The sequence below is a fragment of the Flexithrix dorotheae DSM 6795 genome (assembly GCF_000379765.1).
Classification (GTDB): Bacteria; Bacteroidota; Bacteroidia; order Cytophagales; family Flammeovirgaceae; genus Flexithrix; species Flexithrix dorotheae.
In genome coordinates this window covers 155,228-180,383 of the sequence record NZ_KB903443.1, presented here as the reverse complement: position 1 = coordinate 180,383, position 25,156 = coordinate 155,228, and the positions used below count along the sequence as shown (strand labels likewise).

Here is a 25,156-nt window from a genome sequence, read left to right as displayed (position 1 = left end):
TTTCTTATTACCTTTATTTGCGCTTTTCCATTTGCCCAATATTTTCCAATGAAAAAATATTTGCCCCTGATTCTGGTACTTTCCTCTATTAAATTTGTAATTCAATGGCTTGGCAACCGGAACTATGGTTTCCATCGGGATGAATTGCTCCATTTGTCTGTAAGTGAGCATTTGGACTGGGGATTTATGGAGTTTCCTCCAATGATCGGATTAATTGGAAAGGTATCTTATCTGCTTTTTGATTATTCCTTACTAGGGATGAGGTTATTTCCAACATTGGCAGGAGTGGGAATTTTGATTTTGTGTGGCCTGATGGCGATTGAAATGGGTGGAAAATCTAAAGCTGTCCTGCTCTCCGGGGTATGTATACTGGCGTTTCTGCCATTTTATAGAAACCATACTTTATTCCAGCCAGTTGCATTTGATCAGTTTTTCTGGACCCTTGGTTTTTTCTTTTTAATCAGGTTTATCAACTCAACAAACAGGAAATATCTTATGCTTTTGGGGATCACTTTGGGGCTGGGATTACTGACCAAATACACTATTTTAGTCTGGGCCTTTGGTGTTTTTACAGGATTGTTTTTCTACAAAAAGGGATTACTTTTTAAAGACAAATGGCTGTACATTTCCGCCTCTGTTTCTCTAATTATTTTTCTACCCAATCTGGTTTGGCAAATGCTAAATGATTTTCCCCTTTTGAAACATTTGGAAGCCTTAAAAGCATATCAGTTGGATGACATTAATCCTTTGGAATTTGGATTAGCACAATTAGATTATCCATTTACCCTGGCAGTAAGTGTGATAGGCCTGATTGCTTTTTTGATTGACAAAAACCTAAAGAAGTACCGGGCGTTTGGAGTGGCTGTTTTAGTGATATTTAGTACCATGTGGATACTCAATGCGAAAGCCTATTATGTATTCGCTATTTATCCGGTTTTATTTGCAGGCGGAGCAGTAAAAATTTCCGATTTATTCATTCGAAAACCGTTCCTGGTTTATTTGGTATCGGCTGTTGTTTTGCTTCCCTCTGTTTATTATATCCCTTCAGCTACTCCAATTTTACCGATTGACGATTTTGTGAAATACAAAAATTTAGAAGAGGAAAATGGAAGGATTGAGCTTACCGGAGATTATGCCGATATGTTTGGCTGGGAGGAACAAGTCTGGTTGGTGGATAGTGTGTATGGGTCATTAAGTCCAAAAGAGAGAGAGAATTGTGTGATTTGGGCGGAGAATTATGGAGAAGCTGGTGCAGTGAAAATCCTGGGCAAAAAATACAAGCTTCCAAATCCGATAAGCAGACATGGGAGTTTTTGGACCTGGGGTTATGGGAATAAAAATGCAGAGGTTTGGATTAGCCTGGGGAATGAGCAATCCTCTGTAGTGCAGGTTTTTGATGAAATCGAACTCGTGAAAATAATTACCCACAAATATGCCATTGGAGAAGAAAATGGTATACCACTTTATATTTGCAGGAAACCAAAAATTGCTATAGACCACTGGTGGGCAGCCTATGAGAAACATATTTTTGAGTGAGCTTTTTGTCTTAAATTTATGAGTGTTTTTAATTCGTTATCTGGCTTGAGTTTAAAACTTAAATTTTTACCTTACCAAATTTGAAACCCCAAGGCCCTACCTTTAAATGGTTTTTGATCCAAATTCAATCCTAACGGTTTCGGTAAAAAGTGGTTAGAATATCCTGAAAAACTATTCACCAACTCATTTGGAATCGAGTGCCTTTTGTAGTTTATTTAAATCAACTTTAACTAAAAAATAAACTTCAATACATGAAAAATTCGATTCTGGCAATCCTTAGCTCCCTGATTTTTATTGCTTGTAACACTGCTGAAAAAGAAGCAAAACCACCTAATATTATTTACTTCCTTGCAGATGATCTGGGTTATGGAGAAGTGGGCATTTATGGTCAGGAAAAAATTAAAACGCCAAATATGGATGCCCTTGCCCAAAATGGAATGAGGTTTACACAGCATTATTCCGGAGCTCCGGTTTGCGCACCAGCCCGTTGTGTTTTACTGACTGGGAAACATTCAGGACATGCCTACATTAGGGGAAATGATGAATGGAAGGAAAGAGGGGATGTCTGGAATTATGAAAAAGCTTTTTCAGATCCAAAGCTGGAAGGTCAGCGACCGATTCCTGCAAATACTGTAACTATCGGAAAGTTATTGCAAAGGGCAGGATATACCACCGGAGTTTTTGGAAAGTGGGGTTTAGGTGCTCCCGAAACGGAAGGTGTGCCTACTGCTCAGGGTTTTGATTATTTCTATGGTTACAATTGCCAGCGACAAGCCCACAATCTTTATCCCGGGCATTTGTGGGAAAATAATGAAAAAGTATTGTTAGAGAATGAACTGGTTTCCTGGCATACTAAACTGGATTCTCTTGCTGATCCTTATGATGAAAAGAGCTATGCGAAATTCCAACAAAAGGATTATGCTCCTGCTAAAATCCATGAAAAAGCACTGGAATTTATTCAGCAAAATAAGGCGCAACCATTTTTTATGTATTATGCGTCTCCTCTCCCTCACTTGCCATTGCAGGCTCCCCAAAAATTTGTGGAACAATACAGGGAGGTTTTTGGCGAAGAAGAACCGTATTTGGCAGACCAGAGCTATTTCCCCAACAGGACTCCAAGAGCCACTTATGCCGCCATGATCACTTATCTTGATTTTCAACTGGGAGAACTGGTAGCCACCCTAAAAGAAATGGGTGTTTATGAAAATACCCTGATTATTGTTTCCAGTGATAATGGCCCCACGTATTTGGGTGGAGTTGATTTTGAATACTTTGAAAGTTCCGATCCATTTACCAATGGTTATGGCCGAACCAAAGGCTTTGTTTATGAAGGCGGAATTCGGGTCCCTATGATTGCCAGCTGGCCTGATCATATTAAGGCCGGGTCTGTCAGCCAGCATATTTCAGCTTTTTATGATATAATGCCTACTTTTTGTGATATTGTGGGTGTTGAAGCACCAAAAAGTATAGATGGGATTAGTTTTAAACCCGCATTACTTGGTCAGGAACAGGAAGCACATGATTTTTTGTATTGGGAATTTCCCAGCTATAAAGGACAGCAAGCAGTTAGAATGGGGAAATGGAAGGGAATCCGAACGAATATTTTCGAAGGGAATATGGCTATTGAATTATATGATTTGGAAAATGATATGCAGGAGAAAAACAACGTAGCTGATCAACATCCTGAAATAGTAAAAAAGATTGAATCAATTATGCTTCAGGAACACCAGCCAGCTGAAAATGAAAAGTTTAAAATGGTTCAGCTGGGTGATTAGGAATTTAATGCACGACACTCAAACTGTATAAATGAACATATAATTAATTATTCATGGGATTATTTAACCTATTTTCTAAAAAAGATTCATTTAAGGAAATTAAAAAGCTAAAAATTGAAATTGATGATCAGGTTTCCAGGCTTGAAAACTTTTCACAAACACTGGCAAATCAACTTGAAGCAATAAAACAGGTGCCTTTAGAGCAATTTGAAGCAAAAATGAAAACAATCATTACTTCCCTAAGTAAGAATGAAGAGAAATTTAACAATACTGAAAAATCCATAGAGACTTTGAAAAGTATGGAAAATGGTGGGGAAGAACTTGAGAATCAGGTCAGAATAGCGACCATGAATTTAGGAGCATTAAACGCAGTAATGGAGATGGAACTGAAAGATGCCAATAGCAACCTTAAGGCTTTAAATGACTCCGCTTACAATATTACAAGACCAGTTGTGGAAATGGCCGATTTAATTAATGAAATACCCGGTTTTAATGAAGCTCTCCTAAGTTTAAAAGGAAAGATGAAAGCTATTGAAGAATATTTGGAAAAGCAGGGAGGCAAGGTTTAATTATCGACTTTTTCAATTTAATTTAAAGTACTGAAAAGATAAATACCTAAGCAAACTAACAAATGAAAATAGTCATAATTGGTGGTACTGGCCATATCGGTACATATTTGGTTCCAAAATTAGTAATGGCGGGTCATGAAGTTACCTGTGTAAGCCGTCAAAAAAGTGAACCCTATACTTCAAATCATTTGTGGAAGTCAGTCAATCAGGTGACTATCGATCGGGAAAAAGCTGAGGAGAAAGGTGATTTTGGGACATTAATTAAAGAACTACAGGGAGAAGTAATCATTGATTTAATTTGTTTTACCCTCCAAAGTGCTAAAATGCTAGTGGAAGCCCTAAGTGGGAATATTCAACATTTCCTTCATTGCGGAACCATGTGGGTCCATGGATTTAGTGAGCAGGTGCCTACCCGGGAAAACCAGGAACGCAACCCTTTTGGAGAATATGGTATAAACAAGGCAAAAATCGAAGCCTATCTGCTTTTCATGGCGCGCCAGAAGGGATTTCCGGTGACGATATTACATCCCGGGCATATCACCGGACCTGGTTGGTTACCCATAAATCCGGCTGGCCACCTTGATCCTGAAATATTTGTAAAACTGGCTAAAGGTGAGGAAATCATTTTACCCAATCTTGGGCTTGAAACTGTCCACCATGTACATGCAGAAGATGTGGCTCAGGCTTTTATCAATGCTATAGATAACTGGCAAAATGCTATAGGAGAAAGTTTTCATGTGGTTTCTGAACAGGCACTTACTTTAAGAGGATATGCCAATGCAATGGCAAAATGGTTTGGTCAGGAAGCCAAGCTCCGGTTTTTGCCCTGGGATGAATGGAAAAAGACAGAAAGTCCACGAAATGTTGAACTCACCTGGGATCATATTTCCCATAGCCCTAATGGAAGTATAGAAAAGGCAGGGAAATTATTAAACTATCATCCTCATTACACTTCACTGAAGGCCATTCAGGAAGCTGTCCTCCATTATTTTGAAAGAGAAGGTATTAAAATTTAGACCAATATTTTTATAAATGAGGGTGTCAAATTATTAAAGTGGTTTTGCCGATGAAAATCAGTAAAAATAACTGGAAAGGTCCAAAAATAAATTTCAAATGAAAATACTATTGACATCAATTGGAACAAGAGGAGATATGGAGCCTTTCCTGGCTATTGGGGAAATGCTAAGGAAAAAAGGACATGAGGTGATTTGTCTGTTTCCCGAACAATTCAGAAACCTGGCTGAAGAATCGGATATGAGGTTTGCTTCCCTGGGAACTGAATTCATAGAAATGCTGGAAAGTGATATTGGTAAATTAGCATTAGGCGGGGGTGGTTCGCAATGGAAGAAAATATTTGCCTATATCAAACTGGCTAAGATTCAAGCCAAAAATAATAAAACACTGATTCGGTTACAACAAGAAGTAATTAACAAAGAAAATCCTGATAGAATAGTGCACAATGGGAAGGCCATGTATCCGGTGATTTGGGAAGTTACGAATAAAGACAAAACCATATTTGTAAGCCCGGTTCCCAATTTGCACTATGTGAAGGGAAATTCCCACCTTGCCTTTAATAGTAATTATGGTGCATTCTTTAATAAATTGACTTTTAAAATAGCGGACTGGGGGCTTATCAATACAATAATGAGTTCCTTAAAATTACTAGAGATATCCAATATTCGTAAAAAACAGATAAAGGAGGTAATCAAAAACCATAAAGTTATTTACACCATATCCCCCCAACTATTTCCCCGACCCGAATACTGGAAACCTAACCTGAAGGTTCTGGGCTATCATGAAAGAAACAAAATGGTAAAATGGAGTCCGGATGCTGAATTAATAGAATTTTTGGAAAAAAATCCCAAAACCATTTTCATCACCTTTGGGAGTATGACCAACCCCGAACCAGAAAAAAAGACCAGAATTATTATGGATATCCTGTCTGATAACAGGATTCCGGCACTTATCAATACGGCTTCAGGTGGTTTGGTGAAACCTGCTACCTATGACAAAAACCTGGTGTATTTTGTAGACAGAATTCCGTATGATTGGGTATTTCCAAAGATGTATGGTATAGTTCATCACGGTGGTTCAGGAACAACCCACATGGGGCTTAAATCAGGTTGTGCCACGCTCATTATTCCTCATATTATTGATCAATTCTTGTGGAACAAGCTGATAAATAGAGTGGGGGCAGGGCCTCTGGGTATAAAAATAGGGAAGATTACCAGAAAGCAGCTCGAGCCTTTGGTACTGGATTTGGTCAATAATAAATCATATAAAGAAAAAGCTGAGGAAATAGGGAGAGAAATGAAGAGGGAAGATTATAATGAGGAATTGTGCCATGAAATAACCCAGGATTGACTTATCTCGAAAAGCTTTCCGCCTTTTTAAGGTGAATAAAACCTGATTGAAAACCATTTTTACGCTTTTAGTATCGATTGTTTCTGCCAATTAGCCATTAAATAATTATAATGAAACCAAAGAAGACCCATTTACCCCTGGAATTCTGATAATGTCAAAAAATCAGTATGAAAAAAGTATTCCCTATTAAAAAAATGAAATATACCTGCCTGTTAATTTTACTGTTTGTTACCTTAAACCAGGTGGCCTATACCCAGCCTTCACCTGAAAATATAAATTTTGTAAGGCAGGGCGTGCAAAGATTGATATTTAATGAAGCTCAATCCATTCCTTTGGCCGCCCTGGAACCTGAAAATGTGATTGGGTTATCTGTGATGCACCCTGTTCAGCAAATGCTTGAGGAGTCTGCTGAAATTACTATTCAGGAAGGCAAATTGCTGATTCAGTCTCCAAAAAAGACAGCATCCAGTATATGGTTTGGGGGATTTAACCCTTTTGCCACTTATGCCATTCACCTGGATTCCTGCTTTGGAAAGGGGAAAATTGGGTTTAAGTTTTCTGCTGCAGATCAAAAGGAACAGTGCATAATCACCATTGGCTTTGAGGATCAATTACTTACGGGAGTACAGCTCAGAGTCGTGAAAAATTCGGAGATGATAACCGAAGAGTCAATTGCGGTAAACACCGAAGAAAAGGTGAAGATGGAAGGGAAAATATTGCTTCAAATGCTGGGAAGCGGCTTGACTTTATATCTTCAGGATAAAGGAGTGCCCAGGGTAATAGGCCAAAGTGATTTTAACACCTATATTGATTTACGCCAAAAAAAATATATAAATTCTTTCCAGTCTCATCTTTATATAGGCCTGGATGGAGGAAAAGTGAAGGTTAAAAAGGTTGAATCGGTACTTTCTACAGGTATGGGATTGGCAGATATCAGGGCCATTACCTATGAAAACGGGGACCCTATGCTGGACCAGGGCCGGTTGTGGTACACCATGTCGATTCGGGGGCGTGCTTTGCCCCATCATATTCAGGGGGTATTTAGTATGAACCCCGGGGTTTTTGATTTGAAACTTGAAGGAATAATTGTTTTTGACAGGGATGATGGCCTACTCAGGAATGAAATTGCCTCACATATTTTTTATGACAGAAAACAGGAAATCTGGCGTGGGTTAACTACAGGATTCAGTGCCTATGCTAATCCGGAAAAAGAGAAAAAACAACTCCTTGCGATTGAAAGTAAAAGAGATCCCCGCTTTGGTTTTTCAATCATGCAGGCTGTTCCCTTTGGGATGGTAGGGGATATTGAGGATCCACATATTTTGTATGATTCCACAGCACAAAAATGGCGGATGCTTACCTGTGAAAATAATGGCGGGTATAAGGCTATAGTTTTGGAATCAGATTTTTGGAATAAAGGCTATGAAAGAATTGCAGGGCCGGTGAAACATAATTCCACCGGGACATCCATTCAAAAAATTGGAGATAAACTATATTGTTTTTCGGGAAGCTCTGAACGAAAAATTCTGATATATTCCTATCCGGATTTACAAGAAAAAGGTCATTTGAAGATGGACTTACCACCCTGGGATGAAACTTCCGGTACCAGGGTGTGGCCAAATGTGGTGCAATTGCCCGATGGTTATCCATTTCGATATGTAGCCTTAATGATGGATAGGCTTAATTTTCCGGGATTAAAAGGGCCGCATTGGACTTATGGAGCTCTTTATCTTTATCATGGTCATGATTAATATTTTAAACGGAACTCATTTATTTCAGAACCCGGTTGTGAATAAGGAAAAAACTAACTGAATATAAATTATGAATTTGAATCAAATTACGGTTCCATCAGTGGATTTGACTAAATCGATTCCATTTTATGAAAAACTGGGGTTGAAATTGATAGTGAAAGCACTTCCACATTATGCAAGATTTGAGTGTCCTTCAGGGGATTCCACATTTTCTATTCATCAGGTAGAAAATTTACCAAAAGGAGAAGGCATTTATGTCTATTTTGAATGTGAAAACCTGGATGATTATGTCACGGAACTTATGGATAAGGGAATTGAATTTGAAGAAAAGCCAACAGATAAAAGGTGGCTTTGGAGGGAGGCAAGGTTAAAAGATTTAGATGGAAACCAACTGATTCTTTTTTATGGAGGAGAAAACCGACTGAATCCTCCCTGGAGGTTGGAGGAAAACGTAAAAAAATGATATGGCCATTTTATCTACATGAGGGAAATGGAAAACAGGTTGCCCATTTGGAAAGCTTTAGCAGAATTTTACCTGGATACAGAACTTGATGAAAAAGATTACCGTGCCATAGTCCGTGTATTTAAAGAAAGTGGTAAATCCTTGCAGGAATTAAAAGAAATTGATTTGTATGAAGTTTTTCCAACCCTTCAAAAGAATCTAATAAGTGTTGCAGGAGTATGGCAGGGATTTGATGAAAAATGGCTGGAGGAGGAATGCCGAAAGAATTATAAACGAAAGCATCATCTCTTTTTTAGGTGCATTACTCGAATTAGAAATATGAGTGCTTTCGGAATGCGTAAAAGGCATTGGGAAGAAATAGAGAAGAGATTTGGGAATGGATAAACCTCATTTCTGTTACCGATTGGTCAACCTTAACACTTTTTCGGAATGCGGTTTTTAATGGTGCGACTAAACTTGCCGTATTCTATAATTATAAATAAAATAGAGGAATGCTAAAACTATAAATATCTAGGTTCGTGAAAATTTTATACTGAAAATTCAAATATTGTTAAATTAAATTACTGGTTATTTTTATCTTTAAAATAATGAATCCTTTCTTTATTTGATCCAGTAATTATGAATATTCAGCGTTTATTTTTTATTCTAAGCATAACCTTTTTATTAGCTTGTAACAAGGAAAACAAACTTCCTGGTGAAATTATTAAACCTGAAAATAATCAAATAACACTGATTTTTAAATCCGCTCCTGCAAGGTGGAAGATTAATCTAAAAGCCGGGGGATATACCCCAGCTCAATGTGAATTAAAATATATCGATGACAGATTTATTCCACATCAATTTTACCCAAATCCTGATGTGGAATTTGATACTTTGATTGTACCCACAAAGAGAAAGTTGGTGGAGTTTAGACATTCCTATAAAGGTTGGGATGAACTTTCTTATATTTTTTATAAAGGAGATACGGTGTTAATTAATTATCAGGATAAAACCCCTTTTGCAACTATTAAAAATAGAGTTACAAAACCTCATAATGTAAATCTTGATTTGATTAAGAAGGAAACAATTCATCCAAATGACTATTCATCTTTAAACAAAGCTTTTAATCCAATTTATTCCATTGAATCGTATAAGAATTTTAAGAAAGAAAGTCAAAAAATAATATCTCTAGCTTTGGAAAAGTATCCGGTAGAGTTAAAAAAGGAAAAAGATCTTTTAGATTCTCTTCTGCAAAATGAACTGATTTCTGAGGAGGTTTATTCGTTTTTTATTACAAAAACCAATTACCAGAAAAAGATTTTAGAGTTAAAATCAATTGTTGGTGAATATTCCAATAAGCCCCTTTTTATAAATTTAGTCCCTAAGGATTTTGAAATTGGAATGGATTATAAAGAGGAATTCGGGTGGATAGAGAGAAAAAATATTCTGGATAGCCAAAATGATAGTTTGTTATACTTTGGGTTTTACCAGGATATAGCTGATTGGTTTTATTTTCAATATCTTGGTCGAAAGGTTGGCAGGGTGAAGTCCACAAGTTATTTCAATGGTAAACCAAGTGGGGGAAGTAACTTGCCGAATTACTTGTCACTTTACGATTCAGTAGATAGATCTAATCTATTAAGCACACGCACAGCAAATGTTTTAAGGGTTAGAGCAATGCAGGATATTATCGAAAATAATTCCATAGAAGAGACTGTTGAAGCATTTGCAAAATTTGAGAAAGATGTGAAAGATACTGCCCTTGTGAATTATGTAGTTAAAAAGTATGGGCTTAGTCTTGATTCCCTAGGAAATGACTTTGATCTAAGATTAGTTTCTACTGATTATGAGTATATTAAATTAGATGAACTGCTGGAAAAACATAAAGGGAAAGTCGTTTATATTGATTTTTGGAGCAGTGGATGTGTGCCTTGTATTAAGGAATTTAAATTTTCGAAAAAACTGGAAGATCAATATGGTGAAAAGGATGTTGTTCAAATATACATATCCCTTGAACCTTACAGAGACAGGTGGTTGAAGGCCTGTAAACGATTCGATATTAGAAAGGAAAGCTATTTTATTGAAAACAAGTATTCTTCAAAGCAGTTTGAAGATATGAATATTAAATATGTTCCCCACTATATTATTTATGACAAAAATGGGCAACTTGTAAACAAATCTGCCCCAAGGCCAAGTGAGAAGAAGTTAATCAGTATGTTAGATAAATATTTATCCAATTATTAATAAAGTAGAATGGTCATCTACTTCATTAAAAATCACAAAAAATAATCGCACTAAAATCTCTATTTGAAATTCAAAAGGATAATTTTAAAGAATCATTGCTTAGCAGCAAAAATGAATTCAAATGGGATTGGAAAAACCGGAAACAGATCTATACATCTGTAAAATAAAAATTGCAGAAACTTCCGGGATGAAAATGGTAGTTTCAGCCACTTCAGAACAAGCAACCATACCTAATTTTAGCCTTTATGATACAAATTAAAAATCTCCTATTGTTCTTGTTTTCAATACAGGTATTATTGAGTGCCTGCTCAAAACCAGCCCCGGTTCTGAAAATTGGTTTGGTTGCGGACCCTCAATATGCAGACCAGCCTACTAAAGGCAATAGGTTTTATAAAGAATCAATTTGGAAACTGGAGGAGGCCATGGATACTTTTAACCATTATGATGTTGATTTTGTACAAACCCTTGGAGATGTGATAGATGTGGGGTGGGAAAGTTATGACTCCATTCTTCCCGTTTATGAAAAGCTTAATCCTCATATTAAAAGCTACCAGCTGTTGGGTAACCATGATTTTTCCATGGACTCAAGCCATTTGGGAAAGTTGCTGGAGAGGTTACAAATGCCCGATTATTACTACGCCTATTCAAAAAATGGCTGGAGATTTATCGTGTTGGATGCTACCGATTATGCATATTTTTCCAACCTCTTGCACCATTATGATACCAATCAGGTGAATACTTATTTTGAGTATACTGAGGGAAAATCAAATAATCATCTTTGGAATGGGGCAATTGGCAAGGCACAACAAGATTGGTTGAAACAGCAACTGGATAGCGCCAGTCAATTGCATCAAAAAGTAATTCTATATTCCCACTTACCTGTGAGGCCGGAGGGGGATGCTCATAATTTATGGAATGACTTTGAAATTGCTGCCATCATTGAAAATTACCCTAATGTGGTCGCTTTTATTAATGGGCATAACCATGCAGGAAACTACATTTTTAAAAATGGAGTCCATTATATCACACTTTTTGGAATGGTAGATACTGAAATGAGTTCTTACGGAATTTTGAATATTTATGAAGATAGTCTGGTGTTAAAAGGGTATGGGAATCAGAAAGATATTTTAATTAAAACCCAATGAATGAATTTAAAGATAAAACCGGAATAATCACTGGTGCAACCAGCGGGATAGGAGAAAACATAGCTCAAAACTTAGGTAAAAAAGGAGCGAACCTGATTTTAAGCGGAAGAAATAAAATTGCAGGAGAAAAGCTCCTTCATCAATTTGAAGAAACGCAATCACATTTTGTTGCCGGGGATATTAAACAACCTGAAACAAATAAAAAATTAGTTGAAACAGCCATCGAAAATTATGGCAGATTAGACTTTCTGGTCCTTTCAGCGGGCCAGCTCGGGATTGGCCGGTTAGCCGATTTATCCCTGGAGGAATGGCATGATACTATCGCCACCAATCTCAATGCTGTTTTTTATTTACTGAAATATGCTATCCCGGAAATGCAAAAAAACGGTGGGGGAAATATTGTGATCATTGGATCAGTGGCTGCATCTCATGCCTTTCCTAATCATCCGGCCTACACGGCAACCAAAGGTGCATTACCGCCTTTGGTAAGGCAGTTGGCTAAAGACTATGGCCCTGAATTCCGAATTAACCTGGTTTCACCTGCACAGGTGGAAACGCCCCTCTTATTCCACTCGGTAAAAGCCTTTGAAAACGCAGATGAAATTTTAGAAGAGACTGCCAATAAATTACCTATGCATCGATTAGGAATTCCTCAGGATATTTCGAATATGGTGTTGTTTTTATTAAGTCAGGAAGCCTCCTGGATAACAGGAAGTAATTTTAATGTGGATGGTGGGTTTCTGGCTACCTGAAATAGAGATCAATAAAAGAATGTTTAAACAAAAATAAAATAGATAATGCCGAATAAACCTCATGTGTTTTTCATAATCCTGCTGCTGTCAGGTATTTTCTCAACTTTAGGATTTTCCCAAAAGACCGCAAAGACAAATGAAGAAAAGATGATTTTTTATGGGAGGGAGTACCTTCTTCTTGAAGGAACTGAAATTTCCGATTCTTTAAAAGAAAATCCATATGATAGATTACCAGTTGCTTATAAATCACTTGTCAGGGAGCCGGTTTGGAATCTTTCAAAAGCATCTGCGGGCCTTTCAATCAGATTCCAGACAAATTCCAGCAACATAGCGGTGAAGTGGACTTTGCTGAATGATAACAGCATGAATCATATGGCTGAAACCGGGATAAAAGGAATTGACCTATATTACAAAAATGGTGAGAACTGGCAATACCTGAATACGGCCAGGCCAGTGGATAAGGAAAATGAATATACCCTGATTACCAATATGTCAAATGAGATGAGGGAATACAAAATGTATCTGCCACTTTATGATGGTCTGGAGCATATTGAAGTAGGTATTGATTCATCGGGTACGATTAAAAAACCATTAAAAGGAAAGCGTAAACCAATTATCTTCTACGGCACAAGTATTACTCAGGGAGGTTGCGCCTCCCGGCCTGGGATGGCACATACTAATATTATTTCAAGAAAACTGGATGTGGATTGCATCAACTTTGGGTTTAGTGGTAATGGAAAAATGGAACAACCTATAGTGGAATTGATATCCGAATCAGACCCATCATTCTATGTCATAGAATGTTTACCGAATATGACTGATTCCCTGGTTACAGAGAGAACTATCCCGCTTGTAGACATGATAAGAAAAAAACATCCTCAAACCCCCATAGTATTGGTAGAGAATTTCATTTATGCACAAAATGCGCTTGATAAAAACAGAAGTGAGGGGATTACCAGTAAAAATGAAGCCCTAAAAAGAGAATACAATAAGATGACAAAAAACGGATATGAACATATTCTGTATCTGGAGACCAAAAATGCAACGGGAAGTGATCAGGAAGGAACTGTAGATGGAGTGCACTTCACTGATTTGGGCTTTATCCGATATGCTGATTTTTTAATAGAAAAATTTGACCAATTGGGCCTTTCCGTTCAAACCATTGAGGAATAGATAAACGAAAACCGGAGGCATTTATCTATGACTAATGATAAGGGTCATTGATTTCCTGTGTGGAAAATATCCCTTATCATTTAGCCCTTTTTTTAACTTCAATGGAAATGAAATCGGGCAGGTAATTAGGTGTACAGCCTTTGGAGACTTTTTCTCCCTTGAAAAGACCGTTTTTTTTTCCAAGATCAATACAACGGGCTCTATATTTTTCATCAAAAATACCAATCCAGGCGGCTGTAAAGTTCATAGCCCATTGAACGCCAGGCGCCTCCTTCGAAATATTGGCCTCTATGGCGGAAAGTAATTCAGGGGTATTATCCGGGGGTGTTTGGCCGGTCCATCTTAATCGTGCCTGATAATACCAGAATAGCCTTCTTTGGTTGGAGGAAGGACTATTTTCCCATGATTGCATCAGTGCTATAGTTTTCTTATCCTTAGAGAGTTGATTGGCCATTAACCAATCTATCAACTGATTTTGCTCTTGTGAAGTGTGGATTTGTATATCCTTATCTATCTGGTCAACTAATGCTTGTGTGACCATTTTTTTGTCCATGATCAGAATAGCTAACTGACGGGGTTTAAACCCTCCGGTACCCCATAATTCCATGGCCAATTCATGGTCTTTTTTTATTTCTTTGGCAATCTTTCGCAAGTCTCCCAGTTTGGTAGTTTCATTATTTATCCTGTCATAAATGCTGCTTGCTTTTGGGGAAATATTCATAATAATTTTTCAGTTTTACCTAATTCATAAAATGGCATTATGGTATTGTAAGAAAATAGTAACTAATCGGTACCTAAAATAATGACTATACCCTTTCCAAATTAATTTAATTTTAGAGATTTTACAAGTAAAAAAAATCCTACCTGGGGGACGCATTAACCCGCTTGAAATTCGAACAATTGAATATGTAATAGTAAGGGGTTTTATTCTGAGGAAATAAGAAATCAGTAGCGAAACAACTAGATTTAATATAGAAGTGATTTAAATATGAATATGATGAAACAATTATTAGCTTTATTTTTTTTTCTATTATCAATTTTGGCAAATGGCCAGTCTGAGAAGCAGCCTGATCCCAGCAATTATTTCAGATTAATAGAAGGTAAGGATGGTTCGGGGAAATATAGAATGGAACTCAACTCTGATATTGATACCACCTGGGATAAATGGAAAATAAGGGGTTACAATTTTGGTTTTAATGCGCAACATACACCGATGTATTCCACCATTAATGGTATTTTAAGCACTCCTTATATGGTTCAGGTAAGGGGGAATAACAATGAAACCAACAAAAAGCGATGGGGTTATCATGTTTTTGAAGGTTATGCTAAAGATGATAAATCAAGAATAACTATGCTTGTAAATAAACATGAAGAAAATGGGAAGCCAGTAGCAGAAATGTATTATTACGGAACTGAATATAATCATTCCGCATTAGCCTATAATTGGTTTCGGATAGGGTCAGATGTGCGGAATCATTCTTTCCTTTTCAGCAGAGATATGGCAATATTTTATGGTTCATTAAAATTGACGAATACCATCACATTGGGGAAAATTGGTGCAGACGATATCAGAAAGGATAAACCACAGGGAGATGATGAAAAGAACTTTGAAGAAAGTGCCAAACATGTGAATTATAATTCCCTTAAAAATGCAGAGGACGGCACTATTTTTTATGATAAGGACAGGAACATTGTGGTGATAAAAATTGATGGGGAATGGAGAAAACTATTGACTGAACCTTTACCCGATACTGTTAAATATGGTTTCTAACTGAAGTTCAGTTTTCACCTCAACCAAAGAATTGTAGCTAACAATTTTCTTGCTTCCCCTAATGTCTAAGTGTGATTTATTTAGTAAGACCATTTGATAAAAATGGTTTAAGTAAGAACAATTTCCTGAGAATGAATAATACCGAAATCATATATTTACTGCTTGCTTCTATCATTTGGTTTGCCGGGTACTTTCATACCGGAAGGTTTGTAAGGCCCAGATGGAAAGTGCCTGGGAAATTTATTTTTTATATGGGGCTCTCTTATGCTTTGGTGCATTGGTTTGGCCACTGGGGATTGTTATTTATAATAGCTCACCCGATAATCGGTCTGATTTTTCACATTAGGGTTTGTAAAGAGAACCAAATCGATTGGATGACTTGTGAACCAAAAGAAAAATATCTTAAGCTACAAGAGAAATGGGCAAAAGGAGACTTTGGAAAATAAAATGGGGTAAATTATTAGATGCTACCATATTATCTCTTAAAAAAAATTCCGGGCAATCGCTAAACCGGCCACAAATACTCATAGACCCCCCATTCTAAAAAACTATTTAAAATTCCTAAATGCAACATTGTTGCATTTAGGAATTGCTTTCTTATATTTGCCAAAACAGAAATAGGTAAATAATAGGAAAAAGAGCTGATTGCTCCTTATTTAATATCTTTTCTTCCTATACCAAATTTAATTTTTGATCAAAAAAACAACATAATGGATAAAAATAGTTTTGAAGTAATCATCATTGGGGGAAGTTATGCCGGGCTATCTGCGGCCTTAACTTTAGGTCGTTCTCTTAGAAAAACATTAATCATAGATGCAGGTAAACCGTGTAACCGACAAACACCACATTCCCATAATTTCCTGACACAAGATGGCCGTACTCCCCAGGAAATAACTTCTATTGCCAAAGAACAAGTTTCGAAATATGAAAGCGTAAAGTTTTATAAGGGATTGGCTGTTGGCGGTAAAAGAATTTCAGAAGGTTTTGAAATTACAACTGATCAGGGTGAAAGCTTTACCGCTAAAAAGTTGGTATATGCCGCAGGGATCAAAGACTTAATGCCTGCCATAAAAGGATTCCCGGAATGTTGGGGAATTTCGGTAATTCACTGTCCTTATTGCCATGGTTATGAGCACAGAAATAAAAAAACAGCTCTAATTGCCAATGGAGAAAGGGCAATGCATCTTGCTTCTCTGGTGAATAACTTATCCAAGGAACTAACCATTTTAACTGCTGAAAAGCATCAGTTTGACGAAGAACAACTACAAAAACTGGAAAACAACAATATCAATATCATAGAGGAAGAAATTGACGAAATTAAACATCAGGGAGGACAATTAGAAAGAATAATTTTTAAGGATGGTAGTGAAGAAGCTTTTGAGGTAGCCTATGCTGCTATCCCGTTTGAGCAAAATTCCACTATTCCCATGGACCTGGGTTGCAATATTACGGAACAGGGATATATTGAAGTAAATCCTATGCAAAAGACAACAGTAGATGGGGTTTTTGCCTGTGGCGATAGCAGCTCCATGTTGCGTGCTGTATCCATGGCGGTTAACGGAGGGCACATCACTGGGGCAATCATTAATAAAGAACTGACAGAAGAATGCTTTTAAGCTCCGGATACTACTATTATTTCCGAGAAAAAATAATCTTTCTATCAGTCTTTTACAGCAAAATAATACACGATTAATTTTGAGTTACTACTTAATTATGGTCGAAGTTTTTATTACAAATATCAAATTAGAAAATCAGGCAATAGCGGTTTTGGAATCATTAGAAAGCGATTTCCCTGATTTATTAATCAATTTTGATTTGGAAGATTTTCAGGCGCCATATCCTTGTGGGCACTCCATCCTGAGAGTGGAAGGTAAATCCATTAATCCGCAATCTATTATAAATTGCCTTCGATTAAAAGGATTTGAATGCGAAGTTTTAGTGGATAAAATTTGTCATTAAAAGAAAAGATATGCCAGAATTTTGGGAAGAAAGTTTCATTGAAAAACGGGAAATGTGGGGATTTGAACCCGCAAAATCTGCTGTATTGGCCAAAGATTTTTTTATAGAAAAATCAGTCAAAAATGTGCTCATTCCGGGGATTGGATATGGGCGAAATGCTCAAATTCTTAAAGAGAATGGGATAGCAGTTACGGGTATAGAAATTTCAAAAACTGCGATTGATTTAGCAAGGAAACATTACGGGACTGATATGCCGATTTATCATGGCGCTGTAAGTGAGATGCCTTATGATCGCAAAAAATATGATGGAATATTTTGTTATGCCCTGATTCATTTATTGGATAAAGAAGAAAGAGCGAAATTAATTCAGGACTGTTATAACCAGCTTGCTCCAAACGGGTATATGATTTTTACTGCAGTGACTAAAGACACACCGAATTTTGGGAAAGGAAAGTTCATTAGTAAAGACCGTTATGAATTTCATCAAGGGGTAAAAATCTTTTATTATGACGAAATGACAGTACAAGCAGAATTTAGGGAGGCAGGAATTTTTGAAATTATGGAGGTAAAAGAAAGTCAGCCTATGTATCTGATAAAATGCAGGAAATGGTGATTAAAACCACGATCAAGAATTAAGTCTGATTATGACGGCAGTTTAACTGAAATAATCTCATTGATAAGAGAAAGCAATAGTGATTTTATGGTTACTTGCAATTTTAAATAAGGCAAGATCTTAAGATATGGGGTTGAGCGCTGGGAACCTGATTATATGATTGTAATGGGATTTTTGTGGATTTAATATTTAGGAGGATAAATATTCCTGGCATCAAATCAGAAATAAAATAATTTATGTATTTTGTGATAAAAAAATCATTCGTATGGAAAGAATTGTAATTATAGGATACAAACCATTTGCTGGTAAAAAAAAGGAACTAAAAGACTTAATGAAAAATCATTGGTTGATTTTATCAAACGAAGGTTTAGTTTCGAATAGAAAATCCATTATGATGGAGGCAAAAGATGGAACAATCATAGAAGTGTTCGGATGGAAATCAAAAAAGGCAATTGAATCAGCCCATCAAAATGAAGCGGTGCAAAAAATGTGGGCGGAATTTTCAGAGGTATGTGAGTTCGTCCCTGTTGGAAAGATTAAGGAATCACTTGAATTATTTTCAGAGTTTACACCATTAGATTCATGAAAACTTTTACACTAAAGCAGAAAAAGGGCAAAAAACATAGGGAGTAAATTGATTTTGATTTTGGGCAATGGTAGTACATTGGGGGCATCAATAGGTTCCCTGGTTATCAGTAGCGTTCAAGCGGTATCCGGCCCTTATTTTTAATGTATATAAAGCTATGTGGTTTGAAAGACTAACTGGATTTTCAGAAATAAATCCAACCCAAGTAAGAGAGAATTTAGAAGTAAGAGATAATACACTTGTTTCCAGGATTAACTCAAAAGAATACATTTTTGGTAAACTTGATGTTTTGTCTTTGGCCGAATTGAAAAATCGGTCCAGACCACTGGGTGAATATGATTCTGCATTACAAGTTCTTGAAGTTGTAGGAAATATTCAAACATTTCATAAAAAGAAATCGAATAATGGAGCATTTTTCCAGGCTGCTTCTCAGTTTAACCTTCTTGAAATGGTAAGTCCTCATGTAAATCCAGAGGAGGGCGTTAGCATTTATGAACATGATTATACTCAAGGTCCTGCATGTGCAATTGCATGTGGGGCAGGAACAATTTATAGAAATTATTTTGCCAAAGTAAATAACCAAATAGGGCAAACTGCTAATAATCAAATTGATTGTTTGAAAGATTTAGGGTTAAAATTGGGGAATGAAAAAGGTGATTTATGGCAAATGAAAAATGGGTATGCATTGGCCAATAAAGCTGGACTTGAGCACATTTCTCAGCAAATTAGAAGATGCTCAGAGGAGGAATATGAAGAACTAAAAAATCTTCTAAGAATTGGGATTCAATGGAATACTGAAGTTACCATAAGTGAAAACAAAAATATTGTAACGCAAGCTTATTGTTCTGCTTTACCAGTTGGGTATTCCACGTTAGATCATGGGTTGTGGGAAGACTTTGCCCAGCTTGTTCTGGATGCAACATATGAAGCTACTTTTTATGCAGCACTTAAAAACTTTGAGCACACCAAAAATAATAATGTTTATTTGACCTTGGTTGGTGGCGGAGCCTTTGGTAATCAATATGAATGGATTTTTGAGGCAATAAGAAAATCAATTCACAAGTTCAGAAAAACTCCATTAATTATAAAGATGGTGAGTTATGGAAGTTCAAATTCAAGAGTAAGAACGTTTTTGGAATCGATAAATAAAAAATCGGTGTAACTTTCCTGTCGATCCCTTCGGAGATGTCCTTAAACCACTTCAAATATGTAACCATCAATTTTTAAGATAATTTGAATGGCAGATTACGATAAATATTACGAGACAGAAGATTTGTTTGGGGCACCATATCCCGAGCTGATTGAGTTTTTCGAGCAATACGTACCCAAAGGTAAATTAATTGATTTGGGATGTGGGCAAGGTCGGAATGCAATTTCTTTGGCAAGACTAGGGTATAAAATTACCGGTATTGATATTTCCAAAGTTGGTATTGACCAAATGAACTCAATTTCTGAAAAGGAGGGGTTGAATATAACAGGATTAACTGGAGATATTTATTCATTTGATAACTACCAGGATTTTGATATTGTATTGCTCGATTCGATGTTCCACTTTGAGCAACGAGATAAAAAACGAGAGACTGTCTTGATTAGTAAAATTGCAAAACAGATAAAGAAAGAAGGGCTGATTTGTATTTGCATCCAAGACACTGGGGACAAAGTAAGCATTCTAAAAAACACCATTAAAAATTCGGGAATTGCCTTTGAGGTACTAAATGATTCTTCATTGATTTATGAATACGAGGATAAAGCATCAGGACATAAATCCGAGACAAAATATTGTATATATATTGTGAAAAAAATAAATGATGCCAAAATCCACTAAGATAAACCAGGCTAACCAGGAAGTGAGGGGAAAGCGCCATTGTTCAATGGTGAGATATTGTATTCAGGTGAGTTTACAACCGAAAAACTAATTAAATAATAATTCTGGATTTTGGTGGGGAAACATTTTTCGGAAATTAACAAAATGAATCAAACGATGCAATATAATAATTGATTAAAAATGAGGTGTTTAGGCGTGAAACGAAGTGAGGCAAAATGAAAAAGTGGAACTTGGGGGATTCGAACCCTCGACCTCTGCCCTGTCAAGGCAGCGCTCTAAACCAACTGAGCTAAAGTTCCATTTTTTTGCAAACATACCAATAAATTAAATTATTCAAAACAGCTTTTTTACTTTGTTATTTTTACCTCAGTTTTTCCGGAATTGAAGAATTTCAAATCTTACCTTTATTCCCCAAAATTTTTTCCATAATTCTGTCAATTTTTCTAAACTGGCAAAACACTTGTTCTGAAAAAAATGTATCAGGAAAATAAATAGATTTTTCTAAAAAGAGTTAATGGTTATGATCAAATAGTACTTTATAATGCAGTTTTTATTTTTTATTTTTATTATCCCATTTTCTTTTGTGGTAGCCATTTTTAATTTACTGGGCTTCAGAATAAAATATTACCTAGTGGCGGATAGCCTTATCCCCAAAACCATCCAGTATTGGCTCGTAGTTTTTCATGTGATTTTTTCTGCTGTTACGGCTATGTTATTTGTCAATAACATGTTGCCTTTAAATATCTTTTTTGGAGGCCTTTTTCAGGAAGAACCCCTGGCCATTCCTTTTACTATATTGGGAACTTTCCTTATCATTTGTTTTTTTCTTGCCGTAATTATTGAAAATTCCCTAAAGCTGGTAATCAGGGGTTATCGAAAAGCAGAAATTATTTAATTCCGGGTTATATTTTAAAATGTCTTAACCTGTAGGTAAATGTAACCATATAAAACCGTTGCAATACGTTCGTCCTCACATCTTCAATGTAAGCATCATTCACATTTCTGGTAATACTGGTGTTTTGGTTAAGCAAATCGAAAACCGATAATTTTATTTCCCCTCGATCTGCCTTAAATAGCTTTTTGGCTATACTCATATTCCAAAGCAGATAATTCTGGTCAAAGCCTTCAGACAAACCCACATAGTATTGATGAGTCAGGTCAGTACGAAAAACCAGGTTTTTATAAAACATCCAGTAAATTTCACCCTTCGAAGCTTGATTCACATAGGTATTATTTAAGGTTTCCTGCGTAGAATTTTTGGTGATGTTATAAAGGGAAGTAGATGAAAGGGTGAAATCTACCTTTTCACTAATATTACTGCTGAGTACAATGCTGGCGGTCATATCGGTAGAACCAGAAAAGTTTTTCAAGCCATTTACCATGCTCGGTATTTTGGAATAACTTACTCCTGCATTCAGATTAATATTACTTTTGATTCCCGAAACAGGCACACCATAAGTAATGAATGACCTTATGTTTTTATAACCATCCAAATTTATTGGTTGGGAAAGTTGTGAACCGGCATTCATCTCAATATCTCCTAAAATTACCGTATCTCTGCTGGCAATCAGGGTAGAGTTTCCTATATAATTATCGGTAGATGAGGCCGAAATAAAGGCAAAGAAAGTGTTTGATTTTTCTAAATTGGAAGCTGAATACCGCAGCATAGCCATATGTTGATATTGCTGGTTTAGGTTTGGATTTCCTATACTGAGTTGCAATGGATTTGAATTATCTAACACATTTTGTAACTGATCAACAGATGGCTGTTGGGTATTGGTTCGGTAAAAAATCCTTAAGTTTTTTTGTCTGGAAAACCGATACATCATCATAGCCATAGGCAACACATTATTGAAGGTATAATTGAGCTCTCCGGTATTAGGGAACTGTTGCGAATTATCCAGTTTTGCGGTTTGGTAATTGGCTCTCACCATAAAGAAATATTTTTCTCCTCTATGCATATAGCCACCTCCAACTCCCTGAGTGGTATATTTGCTTTTAAAAACATTGGAAAGTAAACTATCCAACTCAGAATGTTCCTCCAGTTCTGGATTAAAGCTATAAGTTTTGCGATCCGATTGATTGTCACTGTAATTTAAATCATAATTGAGCTGTAACATTCCCTTTTTGGATATGGGTTCGGTATATCGAATACTCGTGCCTACCGAATAGCCATTATTATTTATATCGGTAAGCTGGTCAATTGTATCAGCGTAAACAGGGACATCACTTGGAAAATAATTTAACGCATCCAAACTGTTCTCTCCATCTTTACTGTTCAAACCATTGGTTAAACTTATGGATAAAGTTCTTCTTTGTTTCTTGAATCGATGTCTGTAAAGAAGGTTATTTGAAAAATTATATCCCCCTAATTCATTAATTGTTTCATTTGCAGTCTGGCTTAATAATTCTCCAAACTGGGTAGTATTGCCTTCTACTAATGCATCAGACATGTTTTTTTGAAAGCTTAAAGAGGGCATTATCAAAATAGAATTAAAGGAGTCTATTTTGTAATCTATTCTTAAATTAAGTCGGTTATTATAATTATCACTTTGGGTATTGTTAATTTCCTCATAAAATTGATTTTCCTCATCTGGAATAATGAATTCCTGGTTGGTGGATTGATAAAGTGTATTTCCACTCATATTAAAGAAATAACTACCGTTAACTTCAACTTTTTCACCCCATTTATCAATATAATTTATACCTAGTGCATGAGTGTTTGACAATCCATTTTGCTGTCCGACCAAAAAATCATTGACATCTCCCCCCATAGCACCTCCACCTCTTCTTCCTCCTCGTCCTCCACCGCCAGGTCTTCCTCCTCTTCCACCACCTCCTCCTCCAAATCTTCTGTTTCTGGAATTGCTGCTCACCACCCCAAGAAGGTCTTCATTGGAAAAATTTTGTAGATTGATATTGTTGGATTGACCAATGATGGAGGTCCTTTGCTCGCCATTAAATAAATTAATCGTACCGCCAGCATTATAGCGTTCGTTTGTGCCAACCCCACCATATATTTTCCCAAACTGACCGTTTCTTTTATCTGGTTTGGTAATAATGTTTATGGTCTTTGTCCTCTGCCCGTCATCAAAACCCGTAAATTGCGATTGGTCACTCATTTTATCATAAACCTGGATTTTATCTATAACTTCTGCCGGAAGACTTTTTAGAGCTAATGTGGGATCATTGCCAAAGAATTTTTTTCCATCCACCAATACTTCCTGTACAGCTTCTCCCTGTGCCTGTACCTGCCCATTGGAAATGACAATGCCTGGCATCTTTTTTACCAAATCCTCCGCATCGGCATCCGGATTAGTTTTAAACGCAGCTGAATTGTATTCAGTAGTATCTCCTTTTTGCACTGCCAGAGGAAGTTTATGTTCTACTACCACTTCATTTAGCGTTTCAGTTTTGGGTGAAAGTTCAATTACATCCAGGTCAAGAATCTGCTCCGTTATTTCAATATTTTGTTCCAGTTTTTCATATCCCACAAAAGTTAGCCGGAGTAAATATTTTCCGGGCATCACTTTCGGTAAAAAAAAGGATCCGTCAGGTTTGCTGATCATACCCTTCATGGTAGAATCAGATAAGTTGAGTAATACAACACTAGCCCCTGTGAGCGGTTCTGCTGTTTCAGCATCAATTAATTTCCCTTTAATAATGGCATCCTGTGCAAATGCAGAAAATGAAATCAGGGAAATACATACAAAAACAAAAAAATAAACAATTGCTTTTGGTATTGAAAATGAAGTATTAATGCTTTTTTTAGTAGATAAGTTTATGATCATTTTAGCGAATTCAAATTTGACCTGTATTTAAAATTTAAGCTAAAGTAGATAACAGGTTAAATCAGGCAAATTAAATCAACCAAACGCTTTAATTATTCAATGTAGGAAAATGAACCACAAAATCAGAAGGTATCGGTCCGCCATTTTTGTTGGTAGAAATAAATAAATGAAAGCACCACAAAAGAAAAGGAAAGGAGAATTATGGCGTAAAGATCGGCATTATCGTAATTTAAAAGTTCCACTTCATTGTAGATGGCGATGGAGGCTACCCTGGTTTCATCAGGAATATTTCCGCCAATCATCAGAATTACCCCAAATTCACCAATAGTATGGGCAAAAGTCATCACAACCCCTATAATCAGGGCTGGTTTTACATTGGGTAACAAGACTTTGAAAAAAGTAGTCCATTTGGACTTGCCTAATGTATATGCAGCTTCTTCAAAATTTTTGGGCAAATTCTCAATGGCTGAAACTAAAGGGTTTACCATAAAGGGCAGGCTAAAAATAATGGAACCAATCACCAGTCCCGGGAAACTGAAAACCAGTCTAAGCCCAAATAATTGATCCGAAATTCTTCCAATAAGGCCATTGGGGTTTAAGGCCACAAGCAGATAATACCCTAATACGGAGGGAGGTAATACGAGAGGCAAACTCACCAGAGCTTTGAAAAATGGTTGTAATAATCCCGATTTAAAATGAATCAGATAAGAAAGCAGTAATCCGAGAAACAAAAGAAAAAAGGTAGTAATTGCTGCTAATTTGAGACTAAGAATAAAAGGGGAGAGGGAAAAATCCATGAGATAATCAGCAACTACTTTAAAAAAAGCCAAAATGGGGGAGAGTTCCCGCATTTTGGCTTG

Annotated in this window: 25 protein-coding genes and 1 tRNA gene; 22 read left to right on the top strand and 4 right to left on the bottom strand. The window is 36.5% G+C overall.

Features of this window, described 5'->3' with window-relative positions; genetic code table 11:
• Window positions 1-48 precede the first annotated feature (48 nt).
• From A3EM_RS0116265 to A3EM_RS0116205, 13 genes are all read left to right on the top strand, one after another.
• Window positions 49-1,536: an ArnT family glycosyltransferase gene (locus tag A3EM_RS0116265; RefSeq protein WP_020529291.1), complete on the top strand. Its 1,488-nt coding sequence runs from the start codon at window positions 49-51 to the stop codon at window positions 1,534-1,536.
• Window positions 1,537-1,787: 251 nt separating this feature from the next.
• Complete coding sequence (locus A3EM_RS0116260; protein WP_020529290.1) at window positions 1,788-3,311, top strand: arylsulfatase; 1,524 nt, start codon at window positions 1,788-1,790, stop codon at window positions 3,309-3,311.
• A 53-nt stretch (window positions 3,312-3,364) separates the two neighbouring features.
• Window positions 3,365-3,880: a hypothetical protein gene (locus A3EM_RS0116255; protein ID WP_020529289.1), complete on the top strand. Its 516-nt coding sequence runs from the start codon at window positions 3,365-3,367 to the stop codon at window positions 3,878-3,880.
• Between the two features lie 62 nt (window positions 3,881-3,942).
• The gene (locus tag A3EM_RS0116250; protein ID WP_026210341.1) at window positions 3,943-4,896 is read left to right on the top strand and encodes an NAD-dependent epimerase/dehydratase family protein; all 954 of its coding nucleotides are present in this window, start codon (window positions 3,943-3,945) and stop codon (window positions 4,894-4,896) included.
• 97 nt (window positions 4,897-4,993) lie between these two features.
• Window positions 4,994-6,244, top strand: coding sequence for a glycosyltransferase (locus A3EM_RS0116245; protein WP_020529287.1), 1,251 nt, complete (start codon window positions 4,994-4,996; stop codon window positions 6,242-6,244).
• Between the two features lie 167 nt (window positions 6,245-6,411).
• Entirely contained in the window at window positions 6,412-7,995 is a 1,584-nt protein-coding gene (locus tag A3EM_RS0116240; protein WP_020529286.1) for a hypothetical protein, read from the top strand.
• A 70-nt stretch (window positions 7,996-8,065) separates the two neighbouring features.
• Complete coding sequence (locus A3EM_RS0116235; RefSeq protein WP_020529285.1) at window positions 8,066-8,458, top strand: VOC family protein; 393 nt, start codon at window positions 8,066-8,068, stop codon at window positions 8,456-8,458.
• 27 nt (window positions 8,459-8,485) lie between these two features.
• Window positions 8,486-8,842, top strand: a complete 357-nt coding sequence (locus tag A3EM_RS0116230) for a DUF7079 family protein (RefSeq protein ID WP_245576515.1) — start codon at window positions 8,486-8,488, stop codon at window positions 8,840-8,842.
• Window positions 8,843-9,076: 234 nt separating this feature from the next.
• Window positions 9,077-10,681: a TlpA family protein disulfide reductase gene (locus tag A3EM_RS45885; protein WP_020529283.1), complete on the top strand. Its 1,605-nt coding sequence runs from the start codon at window positions 9,077-9,079 to the stop codon at window positions 10,679-10,681.
• 121 nt (window positions 10,682-10,802) lie between these two features.
• Window positions 10,803-10,940, top strand: coding sequence for a hypothetical protein (locus tag A3EM_RS47580; RefSeq protein WP_020529282.1), 138 nt, complete (start codon window positions 10,803-10,805; stop codon window positions 10,938-10,940).
• Entirely contained in the window at window positions 10,927-11,826 is a 900-nt protein-coding gene (locus tag A3EM_RS42610; RefSeq protein ID WP_020529281.1) for a metallophosphoesterase, read from the top strand. Before A3EM_RS47580 ends, A3EM_RS42610 begins: the two co-directional genes overlap by 14 nt.
• Complete coding sequence (locus A3EM_RS0116210) at window positions 11,823-12,578, top strand: SDR family NAD(P)-dependent oxidoreductase (RefSeq protein ID WP_020529280.1); 756 nt, start codon at window positions 11,823-11,825, stop codon at window positions 12,576-12,578. The genes A3EM_RS42610 and A3EM_RS0116210 overlap by 4 nt, the downstream gene beginning before the upstream one ends.
• Before the next feature lie 45 nt (window positions 12,579-12,623).
• Window positions 12,624-13,751, top strand: coding sequence for an SGNH/GDSL hydrolase family protein (locus A3EM_RS0116205; RefSeq protein ID WP_020529279.1), 1,128 nt, complete (start codon window positions 12,624-12,626; stop codon window positions 13,749-13,751).
• Window positions 13,752-13,827: 76 nt separating this feature from the next.
• Here the strand turns inward: A3EM_RS0116205 and A3EM_RS0116200 are convergent, their stop codons facing one another.
• A complete protein-coding gene (locus tag A3EM_RS0116200) occupies window positions 13,828-14,472 on the bottom strand; it encodes a DNA alkylation repair protein (protein ID WP_020529278.1) in 645 nt (214 codons plus the stop codon).
• Window positions 14,473-14,745: 273 nt separating this feature from the next.
• Here A3EM_RS0116200 and A3EM_RS0116195 point away from each other — a divergent pair, with 273 nt between their 5' ends.
• From A3EM_RS0116195 to A3EM_RS0116160, 8 genes are all read left to right on the top strand, one after another.
• Window positions 14,746-15,522: a hypothetical protein gene (locus A3EM_RS0116195; protein ID WP_211211979.1), complete on the top strand. Its 777-nt coding sequence runs from the start codon at window positions 14,746-14,748 to the stop codon at window positions 15,520-15,522.
• Window positions 15,523-15,653: 131 nt separating this feature from the next.
• Window positions 15,654-15,968 (top strand): hypothetical protein, encoded by a 315-nt coding sequence (locus A3EM_RS0116190; RefSeq protein ID WP_044238754.1) that lies wholly within the window; start codon window positions 15,654-15,656, stop codon window positions 15,966-15,968.
• A gap of 264 nt (window positions 15,969-16,232) precedes the next feature.
• Window positions 16,233-17,138 (top strand): NAD(P)/FAD-dependent oxidoreductase, encoded by a 906-nt coding sequence (locus A3EM_RS0116185; RefSeq protein WP_020529275.1) that lies wholly within the window; start codon window positions 16,233-16,235, stop codon window positions 17,136-17,138.
• Between the two features lie 97 nt (window positions 17,139-17,235).
• On the top strand, window positions 17,236-17,481 hold the full coding sequence (locus tag A3EM_RS0116180; RefSeq protein WP_020529274.1) for a hypothetical protein: 246 nt from the start codon (window positions 17,236-17,238) through the stop codon (window positions 17,479-17,481).
• Window positions 17,482-17,491: 10 nt separating this feature from the next.
• Window positions 17,492-18,094 (top strand): class I SAM-dependent methyltransferase, encoded by a 603-nt coding sequence (locus A3EM_RS0116175; RefSeq protein WP_020529273.1) that lies wholly within the window; start codon window positions 17,492-17,494, stop codon window positions 18,092-18,094.
• Between the two features lie 265 nt (window positions 18,095-18,359).
• On the top strand, window positions 18,360-18,680 hold the full coding sequence (locus A3EM_RS0116170; RefSeq protein ID WP_020529272.1) for a hypothetical protein: 321 nt from the start codon (window positions 18,360-18,362) through the stop codon (window positions 18,678-18,680).
• Between the two features lie 157 nt (window positions 18,681-18,837).
• Window positions 18,838-19,842 (top strand): hypothetical protein, encoded by a 1,005-nt coding sequence (locus A3EM_RS0116165; RefSeq protein WP_020529271.1) that lies wholly within the window; start codon window positions 18,838-18,840, stop codon window positions 19,840-19,842.
• A 75-nt stretch (window positions 19,843-19,917) separates the two neighbouring features.
• Window positions 19,918-20,505: a methyltransferase domain-containing protein gene (locus A3EM_RS0116160; protein WP_020529270.1), complete on the top strand. Its 588-nt coding sequence runs from the start codon at window positions 19,918-19,920 to the stop codon at window positions 20,503-20,505.
• Window positions 20,506-20,729: 224 nt separating this feature from the next.
• Here the strand turns inward: A3EM_RS0116160 and A3EM_RS0116155 are convergent.
• A tRNA-Val gene (locus tag A3EM_RS0116155) sits at window positions 20,730-20,804 on the bottom strand.
• A 242-nt stretch (window positions 20,805-21,046) separates the two neighbouring features.
• Here A3EM_RS0116155 and A3EM_RS0116150 point away from each other — a divergent pair.
• The gene (locus A3EM_RS0116150) at window positions 21,047-21,400 is read left to right on the top strand and encodes a hypothetical protein (protein ID WP_020529269.1); all 354 of its coding nucleotides are present in this window, start codon (window positions 21,047-21,049) and stop codon (window positions 21,398-21,400) included.
• Between the two features lie 7 nt (window positions 21,401-21,407).
• On the opposite strand, the gene A3EM_RS0116145 is transcribed toward A3EM_RS0116150, so the two are convergent.
• On the bottom strand, window positions 21,408-24,296 hold the full coding sequence (locus A3EM_RS0116145) for a TonB-dependent receptor (protein WP_020529268.1): 2,889 nt from the start codon (window positions 24,294-24,296) through the stop codon (window positions 21,408-21,410).
• A gap of 122 nt (window positions 24,297-24,418) precedes the next feature.
• Window positions 24,419-25,147 carry a molybdate ABC transporter permease subunit gene (gene modB / locus A3EM_RS0116140; protein ID WP_020529267.1) on the bottom strand — a complete coding sequence of 243 codons (729 nt, stop codon included), beginning with the start codon at window positions 25,145-25,147 and terminating at the stop codon, window positions 24,419-24,421.
• Window positions 25,148-25,156 lie beyond the last annotated feature (9 nt).